The sequence below is a fragment of the Cedecea neteri genome, assembly GCF_000757825.1.
Classification (GTDB): Bacteria; Pseudomonadota; Gammaproteobacteria; order Enterobacterales; family Enterobacteriaceae; genus Cedecea; species Cedecea selenatireducens.
Genome location: NZ_CP009451.1, coordinates 3,261,058 through 3,279,327 on the forward strand (window position 1 = coordinate 3,261,058; position 18,270 = coordinate 3,279,327).

At 53.3% G+C, this 18,270-nt stretch carries 18 protein-coding genes and 1 riboswitch; of the genes, 9 read left to right on the plus strand and 9 right to left on the minus strand.

Annotation, left to right across the window (positions count from 1 at the left end):
- Positions 1–12: 12 nt before the first annotated feature.
- From fimC to sfmF, 4 genes are read left to right on the plus strand one after another with little or no spacing between them, the layout of a single operon-like run.
- Positions 13–675 (plus strand): type 1 fimbria chaperone FimC, encoded by a 663-nt coding sequence (fimC, locus tag JT31_RS15130; RefSeq protein WP_370527356.1) that lies wholly within the window; start codon positions 13–15, stop codon positions 673–675.
- Between the two features lie 31 nt (positions 676–706).
- Positions 707–3,301, plus strand: a complete 2,595-nt coding sequence (locus JT31_RS15135) for a fimbrial biogenesis usher protein (RefSeq protein WP_038478776.1) — start codon at positions 707–709, stop codon at positions 3,299–3,301.
- A 27-nt stretch (positions 3,302–3,328) separates the two neighbouring features.
- Positions 3,329–4,333 carry a type 1 fimbria D-mannose specific adhesin FimH gene (gene fimH / locus JT31_RS15140; protein ID WP_038478779.1) on the plus strand — a complete coding sequence of 335 codons (1,005 nt, stop codon included), beginning with the start codon at positions 3,329–3,331 and terminating at the stop codon, positions 4,331–4,333.
- Positions 4,334–4,343: 10 nt separating this feature from the next.
- Positions 4,344–4,865 (plus strand): fimbria assembly protein, encoded by a 522-nt coding sequence (sfmF, locus tag JT31_RS15145; protein ID WP_038478782.1) that lies wholly within the window; start codon positions 4,344–4,346, stop codon positions 4,863–4,865.
- Positions 4,866–4,940: 75 nt separating this feature from the next.
- Here sfmF and fimZ read toward each other — a convergent pair whose 3' ends face one another.
- The 4 genes from fimZ to fimW all read right to left on the minus strand — a co-directional run bounded on the left by fimZ (position 4,941) and on the right by fimW (position 8,449).
- Positions 4,941–5,573: a fimbria biosynthesis transcriptional regulator FimZ gene (gene fimZ / locus JT31_RS15150; RefSeq protein ID WP_038478785.1), complete on the minus strand. Its 633-nt coding sequence runs from the start codon at positions 5,571–5,573 to the stop codon at positions 4,941–4,943.
- Between the two features lie 564 nt (positions 5,574–6,137).
- Positions 6,138–6,878, minus strand: coding sequence for a hypothetical protein (locus tag JT31_RS15155; RefSeq protein WP_038478788.1), 741 nt, complete (start codon positions 6,876–6,878; stop codon positions 6,138–6,140).
- A gap of 8 nt (positions 6,879–6,886) precedes the next feature.
- Entirely contained in the window at positions 6,887–7,594 is a 708-nt protein-coding gene (locus JT31_RS15160) for an EAL domain-containing protein (protein WP_038478791.1), read from the minus strand.
- A 252-nt stretch (positions 7,595–7,846) separates the two neighbouring features.
- Complete coding sequence (gene fimW / locus JT31_RS15165; protein ID WP_038478794.1) at positions 7,847–8,449, minus strand: fimbria biosynthesis transcriptional regulator FimW; 603 nt, start codon at positions 8,447–8,449, stop codon at positions 7,847–7,849.
- A 213-nt stretch (positions 8,450–8,662) separates the two neighbouring features.
- Here fimW and tsr point away from each other — a divergent pair, with 213 nt between their 5' ends.
- Entirely contained in the window at positions 8,663–10,327 is a 1,665-nt protein-coding gene (gene tsr / locus JT31_RS15170; protein ID WP_038478797.1) for a methyl-accepting chemotaxis protein, read from the plus strand.
- Between the two features lie 43 nt (positions 10,328–10,370).
- Here the strand turns inward: tsr and JT31_RS15175 are convergent, their stop codons facing one another.
- Entirely contained in the window at positions 10,371–10,955 is a 585-nt protein-coding gene (locus tag JT31_RS15175) for a hypothetical protein (RefSeq protein ID WP_038478800.1), read from the minus strand.
- A gap of 114 nt (positions 10,956–11,069) precedes the next feature.
- Positions 11,070–11,330 (minus strand): ubiquinone biosynthesis accessory factor UbiK, encoded by a 261-nt coding sequence (gene ubiK / locus JT31_RS15180; RefSeq protein WP_038478803.1) that lies wholly within the window; start codon positions 11,328–11,330, stop codon positions 11,070–11,072.
- Between the two features lie 122 nt (positions 11,331–11,452).
- Positions 11,453–11,601: riboswitch (FMN riboswitch) on the plus strand.
- A gap of 93 nt (positions 11,602–11,694) precedes the next feature.
- On the opposite strand from ubiK, the gene ribB reads away from it, so the two are divergent.
- Both ribB and ygiD read left to right on the plus strand, forming a co-directional pair.
- Positions 11,695–12,348 carry a 3,4-dihydroxy-2-butanone-4-phosphate synthase gene (ribB, locus tag JT31_RS15185; RefSeq protein ID WP_038478806.1) on the plus strand — a complete coding sequence of 218 codons (654 nt, stop codon included), beginning with the start codon at positions 11,695–11,697 and terminating at the stop codon, positions 12,346–12,348.
- Positions 12,349–12,525: 177 nt separating this feature from the next.
- Positions 12,526–13,314 carry a 4,5-DOPA dioxygenase extradiol gene (ygiD, locus tag JT31_RS15190; protein ID WP_038478809.1) on the plus strand — a complete coding sequence of 263 codons (789 nt, stop codon included), beginning with the start codon at positions 12,526–12,528 and terminating at the stop codon, positions 13,312–13,314.
- 33 nt (positions 13,315–13,347) lie between these two features.
- On the opposite strand, the gene JT31_RS15195 is transcribed toward ygiD, so the two are convergent.
- The 3 genes from JT31_RS15195 to tolC all read right to left on the minus strand — a co-directional run bounded on the left by JT31_RS15195 (position 13,348) and on the right by tolC (position 16,843).
- Positions 13,348–14,508 carry a glutathionylspermidine synthase family protein gene (locus tag JT31_RS15195; protein ID WP_038478812.1) on the minus strand — a complete coding sequence of 387 codons (1,161 nt, stop codon included), beginning with the start codon at positions 14,506–14,508 and terminating at the stop codon, positions 13,348–13,350.
- A 6-nt stretch (positions 14,509–14,514) separates the two neighbouring features.
- Positions 14,515–15,189: a DUF1190 family protein gene (locus JT31_RS15200; protein ID WP_038478815.1), complete on the minus strand. Its 675-nt coding sequence runs from the start codon at positions 15,187–15,189 to the stop codon at positions 14,515–14,517.
- A 169-nt stretch (positions 15,190–15,358) separates the two neighbouring features.
- Positions 15,359–16,843: an outer membrane channel protein TolC gene (tolC, locus tag JT31_RS15205; protein ID WP_038478818.1), complete on the minus strand. Its 1,485-nt coding sequence runs from the start codon at positions 16,841–16,843 to the stop codon at positions 15,359–15,361.
- Between the two features lie 212 nt (positions 16,844–17,055).
- On the opposite strand from tolC, the gene nudF reads away from it, so the two are divergent.
- Together nudF and JT31_RS15215 are read left to right on the plus strand one after the other, a co-directional pair.
- Positions 17,056–17,688, plus strand: a complete 633-nt coding sequence (nudF, locus tag JT31_RS15210) for an ADP-ribose diphosphatase (protein WP_038478821.1) — start codon at positions 17,056–17,058, stop codon at positions 17,686–17,688.
- Between the two features lie 2 nt (positions 17,689–17,690).
- Positions 17,691–18,116 (plus strand): DUF1249 family protein, encoded by a 426-nt coding sequence (locus JT31_RS15215; protein WP_038478824.1) that lies wholly within the window; start codon positions 17,691–17,693, stop codon positions 18,114–18,116.
- Positions 18,117–18,270 lie beyond the last annotated feature (154 nt).

Sequence of the window (18,270 nt, forward strand, 5' to 3'; positions counted from 1 at the left end):
GCTTCGGCGCTGATGCTCTCTTTAATGATTACCTCTCTTAATGCGCAGGCTGCGGGCGGTATTGCCCTGGGCGCCACGCGCGTTATTTACCCGGCCGATGCGAAACAAACGTCGCTGGCCATCACCAATAGCGATCCTAAAGAACGCTTTCTGGTGAACTCCTGGATTGAAAACGATCTGGGGCAGAAAGAGAAAAGCTTCGTGGTCACGCCGCCGCTGTTTGTCAGCGAGCCAAAAAGCGAGAACACGCTGCGTATTATCTATGCCGGACCGCAGCTGCCGAGCGACCGTGAGTCCATCTTCTGGATGAACGTTAAGGCGATTCCTTCGGTGGATAAAAACAGCGTTGAGGGCAAGAACGTCCTCCAACTGGCGGTTCTCTCCCGCATTAAGCTGTTTGTACGTCCTAAAAACCTGCAGATGCAGCCCGAAGACGCCCTCAAGCAGATTCGCTTCGCCCGCAGCGGCCAGTACCTGAAAATCAGCAACCCTTCTCCTTACTATGTGTCGCTGGTCAACCTGAAGATGGGCAACGAGAAGCTGCCTAACACCATGGTGGCACCAAAAAATAGCGTGCAGGTTGCCGTGCCGTCTGGCGTTCAGGGTGCCGTGAGCTTCCAGAGCGTGAACGATTACGGCGCGGTGACGAAAGCACAAGCGGGTGTCATGCAGTAAAGCCGGGCTGGCAAAGGGAAGCAGGTAAATCATGAAGACATCAGTCTCGCGTAAGGTTTTTACGCTAGCGCCGCTGACGGCGACCATCCTGGCATCACTCTGGCCTGGACTCGCCGTCGCCGAGAGCTATTTCAACCCGGCATTCTTGTCGGACGATACCGCGGCGGTGGCGGATCTGTCTCGTTTCGAAAAAGGCAGCAGCCAGCCGCCGGGCGTCTACCGCGTGGACATCTGGCGTAACGATGAGTTTGTTGCCACCGAAGACGTGAACTTTGCTGCGGCGGATAAGAAACTGTCTGCTTCTGAAGCCGTGAAATCCGGCGGACTAACGCCTTGCCTGGACACCGAATGGCTCAAGCGCCTTGGGCTGAATATGCTCGCCTATCCCGAGCTGGCAAAATTTAAGCCCGGGGAGTGCGTGCCGGTGACGACGGCGGTGCCGGGAGCCGAGATTAGCTACGACTTTTCTCGCCTGCGCCTTGATATAAGCCTGCCTCAGGCTTCGCTTATCAACAGCGCCCGTGGTTACATTCCGCCGGATCAGTGGGATGAAGGGATCCCTGCCGCGCTGCTGAACTACACCTTTACCGGCAACCGTGGGACTTACAACGACAGCTATTATCTGAACCTGCAAAGCGGCCTGAATTTCGGCCCGTGGCGCCTGCGTAATAACGGGGCCTGGAACTACAGCAGCGGCGATGGCCGCCGTCAGAATCAGTGGCAGAACATCAGCACCACGCTGCAGCGCACGATTATTCCGCTGAAGGGTGAGCTGGTCATGGGCGACAGCAACACCGGCAGTGACGTGTTCGACAGCCTCGGATTCCGCGGCGCGCGCCTTTATTCTTCAGACAGCATGTACCCGGACAGCCTGCAGGGCTACGCGCCGACCGTGCGTGGGATTGCTCGCACCAACGCCAAGATCGTCATTCGTCAAAACAGCTATGTGATTTATCAGAGCTATGTCTCTCCGGGCGCGTTTGCCATTAGCGACCTTAACCCGACCTCTTCAAGCGGTGACCTTGAGGTGACGGTTGAGGAGAAAGACGGCACCCAGCAGAAATATACCGTGCCTTATTCCACCGTTCCACTGCTGCAGCGTGAAGGGCGTTTTAAGTATGACGTGGTGATGGGCGACTTCCGCAGCGGGAATAACCAGCAGGATAAACCGTTCTTTACCCAGGGGACGCTGGTTGCCGGTCTGCCGAACGGCTATACCGCCTACGGCGGGACGCAGCTGGCTGAACGCTATACCGCAGTTGCGTTAGGTGCCGGTAAAAACCTTGGCGACTGGGGGGCTATCTCCCTTGATTTGACCCACGCACGCAGCAAGCTGGCGGATGACAGTGAGCATCAGGGGCAGTCCTTGCGCTTCCTGTATGCAAAATCCTTGAGCGACTATGGCACCAACTTCCAGCTGCTCGGCTACCGCTACTCCACGCGTGGTTTTTACACGCTGGATGACGTGGCCTACCGCAACATGGAAGGCTACCAGTATGAGTGGCAAAACAACGACAGCAATAGCCAGGAGCTGGTGGCGACCAGCTATCACAACCTGCGCTACAACAAAAAGGGCCGGTTTCAGGTCAACATTTCTCAGTCTCTGGGAGATTACGGCTCGGTCTATGTTTCCGGCAGCCAGCAAACTTACTGGGGAACCGATCAGGACAACACCTGGTATCAGCTGGGTTATTCCAGCGGCTGGCGCGGCATCAGCTATTCGCTTTCCTTGTCCTGGAGTAAATCCCTCGGCCTTTCAGACACCAACCGCATCATCGCGTTTAACCTCTCGGTTCCGTTTAGCACGCTGCTTGGTCACGGCTATTCGCGCGATACGGCGCTGGATCGTGCCTATGCCACGATGGCCACAAGCCGCAGCTCGGACGGCAAAAACAGCTGGCAAAGCGGGGTCGGCGGGACGCTGCTGGAAGGCCGCAACCTGAACTACAGCGTTACCCAGGGCCATACCAGCACTAACGGCTATTCCGGCAGTGCCACCGCCAACTGGCAGGCGACTTACGGCACGCTTGGCCTGGGCTACAACTATGACCGCAGCCAGCATGACTTCAACTGGCAGGCTTCCGGCGGCGTAGTGGGGCATGCGGACGGGGTGACCTTCAGCCAGCCGTTGGGCGACACCAACGTGCTGATCAAAGCGCCCGGCGCTTCCGGCGTCAGCATTGAAAACCAGACCGGTGTGAAAACGGACTGGCGCGGCTATGCCGTGATGCCGTACGCCACGGTTTACCGCTACAACCGCGTGGCGCTGGATACCAACACGATGGACAACCACACCGACATTGAAAATAACGTCAGCAGCGTGGTGCCGACCGAAGGCGCGCTGGTTCGTGCCGCTTTCGATGCCCGTATCGGCGTGCGCGCCATCATTACCGTTAAGCGCGGTGACCGCCCGGTGCCGTTCGGCTCAGTGGTGCGGGAGGTGCAAAGCGGCGTGACCAGCATGGCCGGCGACGACGGGCAAATCTACCTCAGCGGCCTGCCGTTGAAAGGTAACTTGTTGATCCAATGGGGCGACGGGAAGGGTTCCCAGTGCCGCGCCAACTACTCCCTGCCGGAGGAGAGCCTGAAGCAGGCTGTCGTCATGGCGACCGCCACCTGCTCATAGCGTGCGGAGAGATTCAGGAAGATGAAGATGAAACTGAACACTTTGATTACCGGCGGGCTGCTGCTGGCCTGCGCGGGGCCCGCTGCGGCGACGGTTTGCTCAAACGAGAAAGGCATTCCGACCGATATTGCTTATGATTTGTCTGACAAATTTAATAGCAGCAATAACAACGTCGGGCAGATTGTGACCCTGTCTGAAAAATCAGGTCTGATTGGCGTGAATGCGGTTTGCCCTAAGGGAACATCGGGGAATACCACCAAGCGTAGCTACGTGACAGATTTACCTATCCAGGAAGTAGTGGGTAGTTATAAGTATCTAAAAATAAATGATTATCTTAACGGCGCGATGAAAATCAACGACAGCTATGCCGGTGATTTTTATCCTCCGGTGAACTACATGCAGATGGGCTCTCACCCTAACGTGTCGAAGAATAAGCCTTTTGGGGTCACAGATTCGAAACTGGTATTTCGTCTTAAAGTTACCCGCCGTTTTATCAATATGGTGCCGATCCCACGCCAGACGATGTTCCGTGTCTACGTCACGACCACTACCGGCGATCCGTTAAGTACGGTGGTTTACACCATCAGCTATAGCGGCAAGGTTGAAGTGCCGCAGACCTGTGAAATCAACGCCGGCCAGGTGGTCGAGTTCGACTTTGGCAGCATTGGCGCATCGCTGTTCAGCCAGGCCGGGGCCGGTAATCGCCCGCAAAGCGTGACGCCGCAGAGCAAAACCGTCGGCATCAAATGCACCAATATTGACGCTCAGGCTTACCTTACGCTGCGTCTTGAAGCCGAAAAGGCCAGCGGCAATATGATGGTGTCCGATAACAGCGATCTCGGCTTTATCGTGGCCAACTCCAGCGGCACGCCGCTGACGCCAAACAACCTGGGCAGCAAGATTAATTTCCAGCTTGATGATACGGCGGCGGCAAGGGTGGGGATTCGCGCCTGGCCGGTGAGCGTCACGGGCGTTAAGCCGAAAGAAGGGCCATTCACCGCCCGCGGCTATCTGCGTGTTGATTTTGATTAAGGGGAAAAGGATGAAAAAATTATCCCTGGCCGCGCTGACTCTGTTTTCAGCGTTGTTGAATCCCATGGCCAAAGCGGCCTCTCCGCTGGGGGAGATCAACGTTGAGCTGCGTGGCAATATTGTGGATTACACCTGTGTCATTGAGACGGCGAGCGACAACAAGACCGTGAAGCTGGGATCGTGGCCGACCAAACAGCTGCGCACCGCAGGCAGCACGACACAGGCCATGCCGTTCAACCTGAAGCTAACCGGCTGCCCGCCAGGCGGCGCTGCGTCGATAACCTTTACCGGAAAGGATACCGGCAGCGGGCTGCTGGCGCTGAACGCGGCCAGCACGGCGAAGAACGTGGCGATTGAACTTCTCAATGAGGATAAGTCCCGGCTGTTGCTGAATAACGCCAGTAAAACGATGCAGGTGGATGCTAACGGTGACGTAACGATGAAGTTTTGGGCCAACTATATAGCGACGGCTGACAACGCAGATGCCGGGCTGGCCAATGCCGATGCGACGTTTCTGATTAACTACAACTAAAAGAATCCAGATAGTTCCAGAAAATAACCGGGAGGAGCGTTCCCGGTATTTCCGCTTCCAGCGCTCGATTGTCCCTTATAGCAGCTCGTGCACCTTGGCATAGTCAATCAGCTCGACAATTGAAGTGAGTCCAAGTTTAGAGAATATATTCGCTTTATGTGCGCTAATGGTTTTATTGCTAAGCAGGAGTTGCTCGGCAATCTCTTTATTTGATAGCCCATTTGCCAAATAGCGCAGCACGGTTACCTCACGGTTGGATAATGGCATGTCGTCCATCGTTCCCCGGCGAGATTTATGGCTGCTGATAAAATGCAGCGTCTCCGAAGGGAAAAAGGAGTAGCCCGACAGCAGCATTTCCACCGCGTTAAATATATCTTCCTGCTCCTTACGTTTGCTAACAAATCCGTTGGCACCCGCCTGAATCGCGCGCCCGGCGTAAAAAGACTCTGATTTTGATGACAGGAAAAGGATCTTGGTTTTTTCCTGTATTCCTTTGATTCTCTTGAGTAATGTGAAGCCGTCGGTGTTTGGGAGTTCAATATCAAGAATCACCAGGTCGACGGGATTCGCTCGCATATAGTCGATAACTTCCCGACCATCATCTGTTTTTAAAACAACATTAATATCTTTATTCTTCTGGAGCAGCACTTCTATCGACATTCTGACAATAGGGTGTTCGTCCATAATGATTACGGATGCCGGTTTCATTTTTTTTGCCTCGAGTGTTTGATAAAAACATCGCTTTGACACAGCGTCAATGGCAGCGAAAGTGATAAACAGTGAGTTGGCGGTTGCCGGTCTTTATGCGGGAACCTCCTTGTTTATATTAATACTTATCCCTTTTTAAATTCGTTATTCATGGCTGGAGAACGACTGCCTAAATAACTTCACATTTAAACGTTATAAATGCCCTGGCAAATATAAATATGTGATGAGGTGATTATACAGCGCAGTTCTTGTGGGAAAAGTCTGATGTTCCTGGGGTTAATCAGAGTCAATACGAAATGCTGCGTAATTGATCGTCATTTTTATAAATTGAATTAAGAAACCTTAATTTTGAGTTAGGGTGGTTGAAAAGACTTTTTATTCTAGAAAAAATGACATTTAGTTCTGATTGTTGTTGATTTGTTTTGGATCAAAAAGTGCTGATTGGCGGCAGAGCGGAAAAATTGCTTCCAGGAATAGTTATAATTGTTATTGTTTTGTTTATTTTTAACCCACATCAAACATAAAAATTAAGTAAATTCCTAAAATATCTTACCGCTCAGTAGGTTAGTTCGAACGGCAATGCACACTACCTGCAACAGAAATTTCATTAAGCAGGTGCAGCAATTTACTGCGATTTTCAAGCGCCAGCCTGGCCAACAAAACGTTGAAGCGGTAAACGACGTGATGATAGGGTCTCTCCAGAAAAAGAGCGATAGATTTCAATGACTCCCCGCGGCTCAGCGCCAGCAAAATCATCCATTCTCTAATGGAAAAACGAGGCGTGCTGTAAAGCGCGACTAAATCGGGCGGGCTGTTGCTTAACGCCTGTTTCAGCCCCTCGGGGGATAGACGGCGTTCGACTATCTGGCAGTCGACGGCATAGCGAATAAATCGTGTAATCTCAGGCTTGCGCTGGGCGCTAAGCAGGGTTATCTGGTGCTGTGGCGTGGTGATAATTTGTTGGCGAATAGCTTTCAGGACTTCAAGCGTAGGTGTCTCCAGGCTGTCGAGGTCAATAATCAGACGTGGTACAGAAGAAAGGGTTTGGTGCGCGACGACGTCATCCAGTGAAGGGTAAACCGGAATGTTAAGGTGATGAAAAAGGCTGCCGGTGATTGCGCTACTGAGAAAGCCGTCGGCAGATACCAGGATGGCGTCGGGCTTCTTTGGTTTTTGTCCTCCGATTAATTGCTGCTGAAGATATTCAAGTCGATCGAAAAAAAGCGGCGCGGTGTAGTTGGCGGGGTTTAGAAAATAATCTGTCCGACTACGGCGGTGTTTATTTCGCCTGATAGCAGCGCACATAAGCCCCCTCACAACGGCAATGAATCGGTGAGTGACCAGCGTTTATGCGGCCATAAATAGCCTTGCCCGAGGTTGGCGCCGGATTGCCGGGCCAGCTCAAGATGAAGCGAGTCTTCGATACCTTCGATAACAATTTGAGGCGAAATATCCGCGCATTGTGCAACCAATTGCCGAAGCGCCCGGCGGTTATTGCAGAGGGCCCAGAATGCGTACTTGTCAATTTTTACTCCGCCGACATCAAAGGCGTAGCGATGGAAGCTTTCCATACAGCGGTCGGTAAGGTCATCAAGCCATACCGATATCCTTTCTTGCTGTAGTAGCTTAATTCGCTCACACAGGCAGCGCTGATGCTGCCGGGCGAGCGTGCCAAAAAGTGGGGCATCCTGTATCTCAATTGTTATCCACGATTCACAAACATCAAGCAGCCGCGCGAACAACCGATCGTCAATCAGCGCCTTAAGGGGAAGGTTAAGAAAGTATCTGCCAGATTTTTGCAGAGACTTTAGCAGGTCAACCTGATGGCAAAAGAGCGCCACGCTATCGGTAACCGGTAGTTTTGCAAAAAAAGCTTCAGGATCGCGCGACGGCGGTAACTGGCTGAGGACTTCGTGGCTAATCACCTGCCCGCTAAATAAATTAACAATCGGCTCCAGGCGGAGTCCGGATATATGTTGGTTAACAGATAATAAAATGTTATCGGCAGAAATATTTATCATTATTTTGTCGCTAATTGTGACAACTAGAACTGAATTGCTGAACGATCAGGGACCTGAGAGGAAGAGGCGGTGTGCATCCAGCTAATTTGGAGATTATTCTGAAGGTATTCTCTCAGTGCCTTGACGGGGTGAATACCGGGGATGACTTATTCCAGGTTGCGAAAATTCGCAACCCTGATATGTGAAGGGGTGATTTTTTTAATAATTAAGATTAATTCCCTGACGTAATAAGAAAAGACTTAATTAAATACTTCAGTCCAGCAGGAAAGGTAAATTGAGCTTGATATAATTCATGAGTTTATATTGGTTCTTGATATTAAGTTTTTTCATAATCGACAGTCGTTTATCCCGAGCGACATTTTCATCAATATGCATAATAAAGGCCGCATCGACCAGCGAGTAGCCACAGGCCATAAGCTTGAGCAATTCGCGTTCCTGCAGGTTGAAATGCCGGGTTGTGCAGTAGTGGCAAATAGACGTTGGGACCGGCAGGGTATTTTTTCTACGCCGCTCGGGATCAACCCAGGGCGCCAGTTTGAGCCTGACATCCTCGACCTCATCCTCCCGATAAATTGACGGCAGCATATACAGGCAAGGGCGGAACATCAGGTTTTCCTGATCCTGCTTACGGCAGATGAGGATCACCCGCTGGTGGCGCGTCGTTTGCGGGATTTTGTAGCAGTTGGCGGTGGACCAGTTGTCATCGAGCGCGAAAAATACCAGGTCGGCGACGTCCTGGTGCGCCAACGGTAAGAAATGATAAGTCTCGCTAAACTGACGACAGAGCTGCTGGATAATAATTTTAATGCCATTTGCAAAATGGCTATTTCTTTCACAGATAGCAACGGTAAGCATGCCTTCCTCCGGGCTGGTTGACTATTAAAAAAATGATAGTGAAAAAAACTCGGATTATGAATGTGTTACGACTTAACCCCGCGGTAGTGGAGGATGAATTATTGCCAGGCCATTTCCTGGGAGTAGCAGAAAAAGCGGCAAAAAAACGCTTTGGGTAAAGTTTTCTGCTGTTACGCCGATGATTAAGACTTGTCTTACAGGGAATGAGAAGCAATGTTAAACCGTATCAAAATCGTTACAAGCTTACTGGTCGTCCTGGGGCTGTTTGGCATTTTGCAGATAGCTTCCGGCGGATTGTTCTTTAACGCGCTGAAGCAGGACAAAGAAAATTTCACCGTTTTACAAACTATTCGTCAGCAGCAGTCAACGCTAAACGGCAGCTGGGTTGCGCTGCTGCAAACCCGTAATACCCTGAATCGCGCGGGCATCCGCTATATGATGGATGCCAATAAAATTGGCAGCGGTTCGACCGTTGAAGAGCTGATGGCGATTGCCAGCACCTCGCTGAAACAGGCCGAGGTCGAGTGGGCGGCTTATGAAGCCCTGCCGCGTGACCCGCGCCAGAGCGATGCCGCCGCGCAGGAAATTAAGCGCAACTACGACATTTATCATGGCGCGCTGGCGGAGCTGATTCAGCTGCTTGGCGCGGGCAAAATTAATGAATTCTTCGATCAGCCGACTCAGGGGTATCAGGACGGTTTTGAGAAGCAATACGTTAACTACCTGCAGCAAAACGACCATCTGTATCAGGAAGCCGTAGACAGCAGCAACAGCTCTTACAGCATGGCTATCTGGATCCTGATTGGCGTGCTGATTGTCGTCCTGGTGGTGATTCTTGTGGTCTGGCAAGGGATCCGCACGACGCTTATTTCTCCGCTTAACCGCCTGATTGAAAGCATCCGCCATATTGCTGGCGGTGACCTGGTGCGCAAAATCGACGTTGAAGGCACCAACGAGATGGGGCAGTTGGCTGAGAATCTGCGCCATATGCAAAACGAGCTGGTTATCACCGTGGGCGAAGTGCGTAACGGCGCGAACGCGATTTATAGCGGCGCCAGCGAGATTTCTATCGGTAACAACGATCTCTCGTCTCGTACCGAGCAGCAGGCAGCTTCGCTTGAGGAAACTGCCGCGAGCATGGAACAGCTGACCGCCACGGTTAAGCAGAATGCTGAAAACGCTCGTCAGGCCAGCCAACTGGCGCTGAGCGCCTCTGAAACCGCCCAGCGTGGCGGAAAAGTCGTGGATAACGTGGTGCATACCATGAGCGAAATTGCCGGCAGCTCGCAGAAAATTGCCGACATTATTAGCGTGATTGACGGTATCGCCTTCCAGACCAATATTCTGGCGCTGAACGCCGCCGTTGAAGCCGCTCGCGCGGGTGAGCAGGGGCGTGGTTTTGCGGTTGTAGCCGGTGAGGTTCGCAACCTGGCGCAGCGCAGCGCCCAGGCCGCAAAAGAGATTAAAACCCTGATTGAAGACTCGGTCAGCAAAGTGGATACCGGCTCGACGCTGGTTGAAAGTGCCGGGGAAACAATGGGTGAGATCGTCAATGCGGTAACCCGCGTGACCGATATTATGGGGGAAATCGCTTCCGCGTCCGACGAGCAAAGCCGTGGTATCGATCAGGTTGGCTTAGCCGTTGCAGAAATGGATCGCGTGACTCAGCAAAACGCCGCGTTGGTGGAGGAATCCGCAGCCGCAGCCGCAGCGCTGGAAGAGCAGGCCAGTCGCCTCACTCAATCCGTGTCCGTGTTCCGTATCGCTCAGGAGCGCCAGGCAAAAGCGCAGTCTGCTGCGCCTAAGTCCGTCGCGACGGCTGCTGCCCCGCGCAAAGCCGTTGCCGCCGCGTCTGACGATAACTGGGAAACCTTCTGATTTAATGACGTTAAGTAAACTACGGCGGCCTGTGCTGCCGTGGTTATTTATAAGCAAACTCGTAGTTCACAATGTAAGAGCCCAGTTTGTTCACCCTCGCCGTGACCCACACGGCATCCATGCCTTGTCTTCGTTCCACAAGTAATGCTGCTTTGCTGGTGCACAGTTCTTTCCATCTGTCCGTATGGGGATCTTTAATCCACAGCCCAGCCTCGCAGTGTCCGCTTTTGCCTCTGGCCGGGCCTGGAAACTCGACGTCATATTCGGAAAGGTAGCCGATGGTTTTGTCGGGGAAGAGATAAACATAAACATCCGCGCTGTTTAATACCAGGACGGTGAATACCGTAGAGTAGCCGAAAAACTTTTCACCTAAATATTTGAGCTTTTTTGTTGCGGGCAGGTGGCGCAGGGAGCCAAGCGTCAATATCAGGCCTATAGAGAACCCAAAGCCAAGGTAAATTCGGAGCTCAGGAAAGTCTTTTACCAAAACGGTGTAGTGCGAGATAGACATGGCCCAGAGCATGTACCACATTATTGCGGCAAAAAAAGACATGAAGACGGCTGTCACCATGAATTGTTTAGAAAAAATATAGCTAAGCAGCTTATTTATTTTGCTTTTGACGTCCATGTTCAGCGAGAACCCAATTTGTTGAGTTTAATGAGACGTTATTATTATCGGCCGTTTTGGTAGGTATTTGAATAGGCGATGTACCCCTCGCCAGGCAGGCGAGGGGCCGGGGTATTACTCTGTGTCTTTCGGGGCTTCGCGATTTTCCAGCTCGGTCAGGCGTTGCTCCAGCAGAGCCAGCTTCTCACGGGTGCGCAGCAGGACCTGAGTCTGGACGTCAAACTCTTCGCGGCTCACCAGGTCGAGGCGGGTTAGCTGAGACTGCAGCACCTGGCGTACTTTCTTCTCCACATCATCCCCGAACTCACGAATCCCTTTCGGCATTGACTCATGGACCTGACGGGCGATTTGTTCAATTTTTTTCGGGTCAATCATAGCGGCTTCCATTATCTGGCGGGTGATTGGGCTAATTGTAATGCCTGATTGCCAGGGGATAAACTGGAAATGTTGCCTGCGTAATCGTTGCCCACAAAAATGATTAGCGCTATAGTGAACCTGCTTATTCTCAGGGCGGGGCGAAACTCCCCACCGGCGGTAAATCAGCTTACGCTGAAAGCCCGCGAGCGCTTCAGGCTTAGCCTGAAGGTCAGCAGATCCGGTGTAATTCCGGGGCCGACGGTTAAAGTCCGGATGGGAGAGAGTAACGATCACGTCAGGCCTCGGCCTGCCCGCGTTATTTTTTTAGCTCCTAAGACTGCCCTGATTCTGGTAACCATAATTTTAATGAGGTTTTTTTACCATGAATCAGACGCTACTTTCTGCATTTGGCACCCCGACTGAGCGCGTTGAGCGTGCTCTTGATGCGCTTCGCGAAGGCCGTGGCGCCATGGTTCTCGACGACGAAAATCGTGAGAATGAAGGCGATATGATCTTCCCGGCTGAAACCATGACCGTTGAGCAAATGGCGCTGACCATTCGCCACGGCAGCGGTATTGTCTGCCTGTGCCTGACCGACGAACGCCGTAAACAGCTCGATCTGCCAATGATGGTCGAAAACAACACCAGCGCTTTTGGCACAGGCTTTACCGTGACCATTGAAGCCGCTCACGGTGTCACGACCGGCGTTTCTGCTGCTGACCGCCTGACCACCGTACGCGCGGCGATTGCCGACGGCGCGAAACCGAGCGATCTGCATCGCCCTGGTCACGTATTCCCGCTGCGCGCGCAGCCGGGCGGCGTGTTAACCCGCGGCGGCCACACCGAAGCGACTATCGACCTGGTTTCCCTGGCCGGTTTCAAACCTGCTGGCGTCCTGTGCGAGCTAACCAACGACGACGGCACCATGGCGCGTGCGCCGGAGTGCATGGAGTTCGCCCGCAAACACAATATGGCCGTTGTGACCATTGAAGATCTGGTGGAATACCGCCAGGCGCAAGCGCGCAAAGCCAGCTAAAAAATAAAGCCCGGTCAGCGCGATCGGGCTTTACTTCTCACCTCCGCCTCACCGTTTTCCGCTCGTTCAGACCTGTTCAAAATTTCTGATGATGATCATCATGCTTATCTGAGTTCTTCCCCCAAAAATTGGGCGTAATCTGTGTGCATTAAAGCTTAGCCATTTAAGGACACCCTCATGACAACCCAACGTATGCCCGCGCTGTTCCTTGGTCACGGTAGCCCGATGAACGTGCTGGAAGATAACCGCTATACCCGCGCCTGGGCGCAGCTTGGTGAAACGCTGCCGCGGCCAAAAGCGATTGTGGTGGTGTCGGCCCACTGGTTCACCCGGGGGACGGGCGTGACGGCGATGGAAGCTCCGAAAACGATTCACGACTTTGGCGGTTTTCCGCAGGCGCTGTATGACACGCATTACCCGGCCCCCGGCTCGCCTGAACTGGCGCAGCAGCTGGTCGAGTTACTGGCTCCGGTTCCGGTCGCGCTGGATAAAGAAGCCTGGGGCTTTGACCACGGTTCGTGGGGCGTGCTTATTAAAATGTACCCGAATGCGGATATCCCGATGGTGCAGTTGAGCATCGACAGCACCAAGCCTGCAGCCTGGCATCTGGAGATGGGCCGCAAACTTGCCACGCTGCGGGACCAGGGCATTATGCTGGTGGCGAGCGGTAACGTTGTGCACAACCTGCGCACCGCGCGCTGGCACGGTGAAAATACGCCATACCCGTGGGCCGAGTCGTTTAACGAGTACGTGAAAACGAACCTGACATGGCAGGGGCCTGCCGGGCAGCATCCGCTGGTGAACTATCTCGACCACGAAGGTGGCTCACTGTCGAACCCGACGGCGGATCACTTCCTGCCGCTGCTTTATATTTTAGGCGCGTGGGACGGTAAAGAGCCGGTGACGATTCCGGTAGACGGAATAGAGATGGGATCGCTGAGCATGCTGTCGGTTGTTATTGGATAAACGAAAAAGCGCCCAATGGGCGCTTTATAATGCTTATTCCACAAAGATGTGCGGATAGAAGCGGGACAGATCCTGCGTGATAAGCTCGCGATCTTCGCGAATGCCGATCCCGGCTGGCCGATCGTTGATGAGCCAGCTGCCAATCAGCGTATAGCTGTCGCCGAATTTAGGCAGTTGATAGAACTGCTGAACTATCATGCCTTCTTCGCCGTACGGCCCGTCAACGCGCGCGATCTCCTGACCATTTTCGATGATCTTCACGTTGGCACCTTCGCGGGAGAAGATGGGCTTCACGACGTATTTTTCCATCGGCGGGAAGGTATCTTCGGCGAAGTAAGCCGGCAGCAGGTTAGGGTGATCCGGGAACATTTCCCACAGCATCGGCAGCAGGGCCTTGTTGGAGATAATGCTTTTCCACGCTGGCTCCAGCCAGCGTACGCCCGCATCTTCCAGCTTGGTGGAGAACATCTCGCGCAGCATGTGCTCCCATGGGTAGAGCTTGAACAGGTTACTGATAACCTGATCCTGCAGATCGGTAAACTGCCCTTTCTCTCCAAGACCAATTTCCTCAATAAAGAGGAATTCGCTGGCGACGTCTGATTCAGTGGCGCAGTCCTGCAGATATTGCACCGTCCCGCGATCTTCTACCGTGTCCTGGCAGCAGGCGAAATGCAGCAGGTTAAAGCCGTGCTGCTGTTTTAGCTCTGCGAAGCGTTCAATCAGCTTTTCCTGCAGGCTGTTGAACTGGTCTGCGCCTTCGGGCAGGTTGCCCGCCGCGACCTGATCTTCAAGCCAAATCCACTGGAAGAACGCCGCTTCGTACAGCGACGTTGGCGTATCGGCGTTGTTTTCAAGCAGCTTGGGTTCACCCACGCCGTCCCACGCCAGGTCCAGGCGTGAATAAAGGGACGGCTGCTGGCTGCGCCATGACTGACGCACGAACTCCCAGGTGTGTTTCGGAATGCGGAAGCGGGCCATCAGCTCGTCGCTGGCAACCACCTTTTCCACGACCTGCAGGCACATCTGATGCAGCTCGGCGGTAACGTCTTCCAGGCGTTCAACCTGCGCCAGCGTCAGCTTGTAATAGGCATCTTCACACCAGTACGGCTCGCCGTACATGGTGTGGAAGTTAAAGCCGTATTCCGTGGCCTTTTCGCGCCAGTCAGGGCGCTCGACAATAGAAACTCTTTCCATGATTTATCAGCCGCCCATCGAACGGCTGGTGCCGGAGGCGCTGCTGCGCTGCATGGTGGACTGTTTGGCCACTGACTCACCAAAGCCGCCGCGAGTGACCGTAGAGGTTGTGGCTGGTTTTGGTGCCATAGCGGTTTTTGGTACGGTGGTGGTGCGGCCTGGCGTGGCTGCGCCGTAGCTCTTGCCGCTGGCATCGGCGTATTTACCGTAAGCCGGGCTGGCCGGATTTTTCGAGCTGAACAGCGGCTGTTGAGCAAAGCCCGCGCCGCCGCCCATCAGGCGACCCATCATGTAGCCCGCCATCAGCGGCATCCAGAAGCTGCCGCTTTGCTGCGGTTGAGCCTGAGCCTGGCTTTCGCCGGCAAGGCTTGCCTGAGCTGGCGCCTGCTGGCACTGACCTTCGCCAAACTCGGCGACACAGGCTTCACGTGAGGCGTATTTCGGCGCGGTGCGCTCGGCTTCTTTCAGCGCATTGTTATAGGCGGTGGTACATTCCGCGCTTTTGCTCGGGTTTGCCTGCGAGCAGTCATCCGCGTTTTGATACATGGAGACGGTTTCGTCGCTTTGTTCACAGCCAGCCAGCATAAAGACGGCGGTGACGGCCAACGCCACCGGCGTTAAATGGCGAGCGTTCCAGCTTTTGCGGAACGATGAATGATTTATATTTTTTGTCCGTTTCATTTAATCAGTCCTGAGCCCAGTAGGTTTGGTGCTAAGGATAGGGGATGAGCGGTTGAAATTGAAGCGATGTCGGCCTGTTGGCAGGGGATCTTTACGTTGCCTTACGTTTAAACGTGAGGCGAAAAAAAAGGGGCGTGTTTTCACGCCCCTGATAATGATGTTTTCGCGATTAATTGCCGAATGGGTTGGCTTTTTTACCGCTGGTGGCCGCTGCCGGAGTGGCATGAGCCGGTTTAGTCGATGCGGAGGCGGCGGTTGTGTTGTAGCCGTCGGCCCGGGCATCCTGATCTGGCGTTTCTGGCGCCACGCTGTCAGCCGCCGTAGAAACCGGCTTGCCGAGGGCGCTGTTCAGAACCTGCAGATCCTGCTCGTTCAACGTACCCAGCGCTGATTTGATATTCAGCTGGTTAATCAGGTAGTTATAACGTGCGCTGGAAAGCTGTTGCTTCGCGTTATACAGCGTGGTGGTCGCATCCAGCACGTCAACGATGGTACGAGTCCCGACGGAGTAACCGGCTTCCATGGCATCCAATGAGCTTTGCGCAGACACAACGGCCTGTTTGTAGGCGTTGATGGTGCTGATGGAGGCATTCACGTTGTTAAAGGAAGAACGTACGGTCTGGACTACGCTGCGGTGCGCGCTTTCCAACTGCTCGCTGGCACCCACGAAGTTGTACTGAGCCTGTTTAACCTGAGAGTTAACCTGGCCGCCCTGATAAAGCGGCAGGGAGAAGCTCAGGCCCACTTTGTTTTGGCCATCGTAGCTGTTGCCGTAACGAGTTTGATCGCTGGTTTTAGAGCCGTTGTAGCTGGTGTTAGATACACCGGTGGAGGCAGTCAGGCTCAGCGTTGGCAGGTGGCCATCTTCTGCCAGACGAATCTGCTCGCGAGCCAGGTCCTGGCTCAGGCGAGCCTGCAGCAGGCTGAGGTTGCGCTTTTCGGCTTCTTTCAGCAGGCTGTTTACCGCATCTGGCTTGGTGGTTTTGAAACCATCAACGTTCAGAGACGCGAGGTTCAGATAGTCGTTACCGGTGACCTGACGCAGAGACTCCACCGCATTATCCAGGTTATTACGGGCGGTGACTTCATTCGCCAGCACGGTGTCGTACTGCGCACGGGCGTTCTGCACGTCGGTAATAGCAACCAGGCCTACGTTAAAGCGCTGAGTGGTTTGATCCAACTGGCGATAAATAGCCTGTTTCTGCGCTTCGGTGTAGGAGAGTGCATCAATCGCGCTCAGCACGTTAAAATAGGCCGTCGCGGTATTCAGGATCAGCGCCTGCTGGTCTGTCTGGAAGCTGACGTCCTGAATGCCTGCGGTTTTTTCCTGCAGGCTCAGTGCACGCCATTTTGACATATCAAAAATGGTTTGCGTCAGCTGTAACGTTGCGCTGGTCGCGTTGGAGTTAACGCCGTTAGAGTCGCGGTAGCCGCTGCCGTAGCCATAATCTGCACCCAGACCCAGCTGTGGCAGTAATGGGCTGCGTGTTTCATTAATTTTTTCGAATGCGGCGTCACGGTCAGCAGCGGATTTACGCAGATCCGGGTTGCTGGTGCGGGCCTGTTGGTAAACCTGCAGCAGATTCTCTGCCTGGCTCATAGCGCTGAAACCTGCCAGGCTCAGACCGATAAGAATGGGGAGCAATTTCTTCATTTGCATTCCTTGTTGTGAAGCAGAATTATTTTGTTTAACGCCGACAGGAGTCAAATATGATCGCCAATTCTACAGATTCCGTCAGCCGGGCAGGTTGGCGTAAAGTGCCATCTACCTTAATTTTCACCAATCTACCACATCAAAATTGAAAGGGCAGTTGTGCGGGGTTGAAATCGCCCGGCCAGCGCCCATTTGCCATCAGGACATCATCTATGAACAAGTCAGTAAAGCAAGTGGCTACTTTCGCCAAAAAGGATGTAGAAATTATTGCACGTGAAACGCTTTATCGTGGCTTTTTTTCACTCGATCTTTATCGCTTTCGCCATCGCTTGTTTAACGGCGAAATGAGCGGTGAAGTGAGGCGTGAAATTTTTGAGCGCGGTCACGCTGCGGTGCTGCTACCCTATGACCCTGTGCGTGATGAAGTCGTGCTGGTAGAGCAGATTCGTATCGCCGCCTGGGACTCCAGCGAAACGCCGTGGCTGCTGGAAATGGTCGCCGGCATGATTGAAGAGGGCGAGAGCGTAGAAGATGTTGCGCGCCGTGAAGCAGTAGAAGAAGCAGGCCTGGTCGTTGGCCGCACCAAACCGGTACTGAGCTATTTGGCCAGCCCCGGCGGCACCAGCGAAAGGCTGTCTATCTTAGTAGGCGAAGTGGACGCCACTCAGGCCAAAGGTATTCATGGCCTGGTGGAAGAAAACGAAGATATTCGTGTTCATGTGGTCAGCCGGGAGCAGGCTTACCAGTGTGTTGAAGAGGGGAGCATCGACAACGCGGCGTCGGTCATCGCTTTGCAATGGCTGCAGCTGCATTATGAGCAACTAAGAAAAGAGTGGAATCACTGATTATGAAGCGCTATACCCCTGACTTCCCTGAAATGATGCGTTTGTGCGAAACCAACTTCGCGCAGCTGCGCCGCCTGCTGCCGCAAAATGATGCGCCAGGCGAAACGGTAACATATCAGGTTAATAGCGCCAGATATCGATTAACTATTTCAGAATCAACACGTTATACAACCCTTGTGGAAATAGAACAAACGCTGCCCGCCGTGAGTTACTGGAGCCTGCCGTCGATGTCGGTCAGGCTGTATCACGATGCGATGGTCGCGGAAGTGTGTTCAAGCCAGCAGATCTTTCGCTTCAAAGCACGTTATGATTATCCGAATAAAAAGTTGCATCAACGCGACGAAAAGCATCAAATTAACCAGTTTCTTGCCGATTGGCTGCGCTACTGTTTAGCGCATGGAGCAATGGCGGTTCCGGTTTATACCTAGTTTTTTAGGGACGAGGACGGCTAACGGCACTACGCCCTGAATAATGGATGGTATTAATACCCTGAATGAACCGAGCTGCGGCCTGGATATCAGCAGCTTAAGTGCGGTGGGTAGTAAGTATGGTGGGGAGTAAGTGTGCGTGAAACCTAAGGAC